Annotated in this window: 3 protein-coding genes; all 3 read right to left on the bottom strand. The window is 71.6% G+C overall.

Annotated features, from left to right (window positions below; translation table 11 throughout):
• Positions 1-1,336, bottom strand: a 1,336-nt coding sequence (sgcD, locus tag ACFV20_RS36575) for a 2-amino-4-deoxychorismate synthase SgcD (protein WP_385665400.1), incomplete at its 3' end; no start/stop codon positions are given.
• Positions 1,337-1,351: 15 nt separating this feature from the next.
• Positions 1,352-2,806, bottom strand: a complete 1,455-nt coding sequence (locus ACFV20_RS36580; RefSeq protein WP_079190683.1) for a phenylacetate--CoA ligase family protein — start codon at positions 2,804-2,806, stop codon at positions 1,352-1,354.
• Positions 2,803-3,474, bottom strand: coding sequence for a 2-amino-4-deoxychorismate dehydrogenase SgcG (sgcG, locus tag ACFV20_RS36585; protein ID WP_073771955.1), 672 nt, complete (start codon positions 3,472-3,474; stop codon positions 2,803-2,805). Before sgcG ends, ACFV20_RS36580 begins: the two co-directional genes overlap by 4 nt.
• Between the last annotated feature and the right edge of the window lie 75 nt (positions 3,475-3,549).

A 3,549-nucleotide genomic window follows, 5' to 3' on the forward strand; every position in this document is an offset into this window, starting at 1 on the left:
GGATGCACAGGGCGAGGTTGGTGTATCCGCCCACGTCGAGGAGGCCGAGCGCCCCCGCGTACAGGCCGCGGCGGCTACGCTCGACGGACTCGATGATCTCCATGGCGCGGATCTTGGGTGCGCCCGTCATGGTGCCGGCGGGGAACAGGGCGGCGATGCTGTCGAAGGCGTCGGTGTCCGCCCGCGCCCGGCCGACCACCGTGGAGACCAGGTGCATCACGTGGGAGTAGCCCTCCACGTCCAACTGGTCGGGTACGTCGAGCGTGTTCGGCCGGGCGATCCGTCCGATGTCGTTGCGGCAGAGGTCCACCAGCATGGTGTGTTCGGCGATCTCCTTGGGATCGGACCGCAGCCGGACTCCCGCGGCGGTGCCGCCGTCCGGGCCGGACCGCGGCACCGTGCCCGCGATCGGCCGCATCGTGACCTCGCCGTCCTCGATGCGTACGAACAGCTCGGGGCTGGCGCCGATCAGGCGGTGCCCGTCGATGCCCGCCAGGTACATGTACGGGGAGGCGTTCCGCCGGCGCAGGCGCTGGTAGACGTCCGCGGGGTCGGCCGCCGAGCGGATGGAGAGCTCGTGGCCGATCTGCACCTGGTAGATGTCGCCGACGGCGATGTGCTTCAAACACCGCTCGACGTCGTTCGCGAACACCTCGGGGGCGCTGTCGTCGGTGACCGCCGAGGCGGGGAATCCGTCGACGGACGGGTCGGGCCAGGACCGCTCGGCGTCGGCGAGGAGCCCGGTGACGGTCTCCGCCGCGAGGGCGGGCCAGTACGGGGACTCGTGGAGCAGCAGTTCGCTCCGGCCGGTGGCGAGATCGGTGACCACGCTGCCCTGGTGCAGGACCATGCGTACGTCGGGCAGGTCCGGCCGGGTCTCGATGAGGTGGGGCAGCTCCTCGATGTAGCGGGCCGTGTCGTACCCGAAGAAGCCGAGGAACCCGAAGCGGAAGCCGGACGCGGACCCCTCGGCGTCGAACATGTCCCGCATGGCCCGCAGCAGCGACCACAACCCGGCCGCGGTACGCAGCCGCAGCCCCTGGGGGCCGTCCTCCAGCAGCGCGCCGGCCCGCTCCAGGAGCAGGCCCTGCAGGGCGGGTACGCCCTCGACGCGCACCGCCCGGTCGGTGACCGAGAGCGAGAGCAGCGCGCCGAAGCCGACGAACTGGTGCCTGCGGTCGCGGCTCGGGCCGGCCGCGGACTCCAGGAGGTAGACCTCGTCGGGGCCGAAGTGCTCGGCCAGCGCGCGGTAGGCGGGCAGGGAGCCCGTCTCCTTCACATCGAGGCGTCGTGTCCGCACCCGCACCGGGGCCGAGACCATGCACTGGTCGGTCATCCTGGGTCCTCCGGATCACGTGGTGATGGCGTAGCGGTGTGCCACCTGACGGGCGGTCAGTACCGCCCGGTCGGGGCCGGAGCGGTTGTCGACGACGCGCGCGGCCTTCCAACTGACGAAGGAGCCGGTGTGGGTCACCGGGTCGAGGTCGGTGTCCACGACGATGCCGGCGTGCGCCCCGGTCCGCTCCCGGAGCCTGGCGGCGACGGCCTCGCCGATGCCCTGCCGTTCCCCGTCGGCGCCGGCCAGCAGGTCCATGCGCACGGTGACGGCGTCGCTGCCGTCGTCCTGCCGGTCGATGACGACCTGGTAGCCGAGGCAGCCGCCGACCCCGTCGAGGATCGCGGCTTCCAGCTCGGCGGGCTGGAGGGTCACATCGCCCAGGGGGATGCGGTCCGAGACCCGGCCGATGACCTGGATCCGCGGGCCCGGCAGCGGGTCTCCGGGGCTCGCCGGAAGGATGCGGACCAGGTCCCCGGTACGGTAGCGGATCAGCGGTTTGATGCCGTCCACCAGCATGGTGAGAACGAGTTCGCCCTCACCGGTGTCGCCGACCACGGCGCCGGTGTCCGGTTCGACGAGTTCGACCAGGTAGTTGGGCTGGGCGAGGTGGAGCGCTCCGGTGTCCGCGCCGGTGGCGATGCACAGGGCTTCCTGGGAGCCGTAGAGCGTGGGCCGCACGACGGCCTGCGGCCACAGGGTCGCCACGTTGTCGGCGAACTGAGGGGTGCAGATCTCCCCCAGCGTGAGGAAGAGCTTCACCGGCAGGTCGGCCAGGTCGTAGCCGTAGTGCAGGGCCGCCTTGGCCAGGCTCAGGCACAGGGCCGGAGCACAGACGACGACCTCGACCTCCAGCTCCTCGATCAGCCGCAGCGCCTTGCGGAACCCCACCCTGGGGGACTCGGGCCAGATCTTGACGTGGCAGGCTCCCAGCTCCCCCGCCACCGCGGTGAACACATCCCCGAACGCGTACAGTTCCGACGGCCCCATCAGGCCCACGACGGGCATCCGGTCCCCGAACCGGGCCTCCAGCATGCGGCGCCAGGACTCCCGGACGGCGATGTTGCTGGTCGCGATGTCCTTCTCGCCGCGCGGGCACGGGGTGGCGGCGCCGGTGGTTCCGGTGGTCTCGTAGTAGATGCGCGCTTCGTGCAGCGGACCCGACAGGACGTCGTGCATCTCCCGCCGCAGGTCGTCCTTGGTGGTGAAGGGCAGTTCCGCCAGGTTCGCGGGGGTGACCGCCTCGACGTCCACGCCGGCCAGGTGGCGGCGGTAGAACGGCGAGCGCCGGGTGACGTGGCGCAGTACGGCCGTCAGCCGCTCGCTCTCCCAGCGCTCGCGGTCGGCGGCGGTGAGGTCTCCGCGGTAGAACGCGTCGCTCACCTGCCCGTAGGCGGACCAGAAGCCGTCGTCCGCTTCGGCGCCCAGCGGCCCGGTCCGGGCGGGACCGGGCCGCCGGTCGTCTCTCACGGCTGCGCCTGGAGTTCGTTGAGAGCGAGGCCGACCCGCTCGTTGACCTCGCCGGAGGCCAGCGCGTCCGAACGGCCGGAGAGCCGACGGTGTTCGTCGAGCAGCTCCATCATGTCCGTCATCCTCTCGACCAGGCGCGAGACGTTGGTGAGGCCCTCCTCGTCCTTGAGCGCGTCGCCCCGGTGCAGGGCGTGCACCGTCGCCGGGAAACCGCTGCCCACCAGGATCATCCGGTTGAGCAGGGCGTTGACGGTCAGCTGGGCCCACACCTCACCGGCGCTGTAGCGCCGGGCGACCGAGATGATCCCGGCGACCTTGTTGCTCAGCGGCCGGTCGAAGCGCAGATATCCGACGCCGGCGCGCTCGATGAAGGTCTGCATGAGGCTGGCGGTGCCGAAGCCGTGCACGGGCGCCGCGAAGATGATCCCGTCCGCCGCGACCATCTTCGCCACGACCTCGGGCACCCCGTCGGCCAGGGTGCAGGCCACGGGCCTGTCGTTGCAGTCGCCGCACGGCCCGCACCGCTCCATCCTGATCGAGCGCAGGTCGACGGTCTCGAAGTCGACGCCGCGGTTCTCGGCGACGCGTGCCGCATGCCGCAGTACGTCGGCGGTGTTGCCGTCACGTTCCGAACCGTTGATCGCGAGGATCTTGAGTTGTGCGCTCACGGGGGCCTCCTTGGGGAGTCAGGTGCGCTCGGCGGTCGGCTCCGCGGGACTGTCGGGCCGACGCTGGTCCGGGAT

This window comes from Streptomyces sp. NPDC059696 (assembly GCF_042733745.1).
GTDB lineage: Bacteria > Actinomycetota > Actinomycetes > Streptomycetales > Streptomycetaceae > Streptomyces.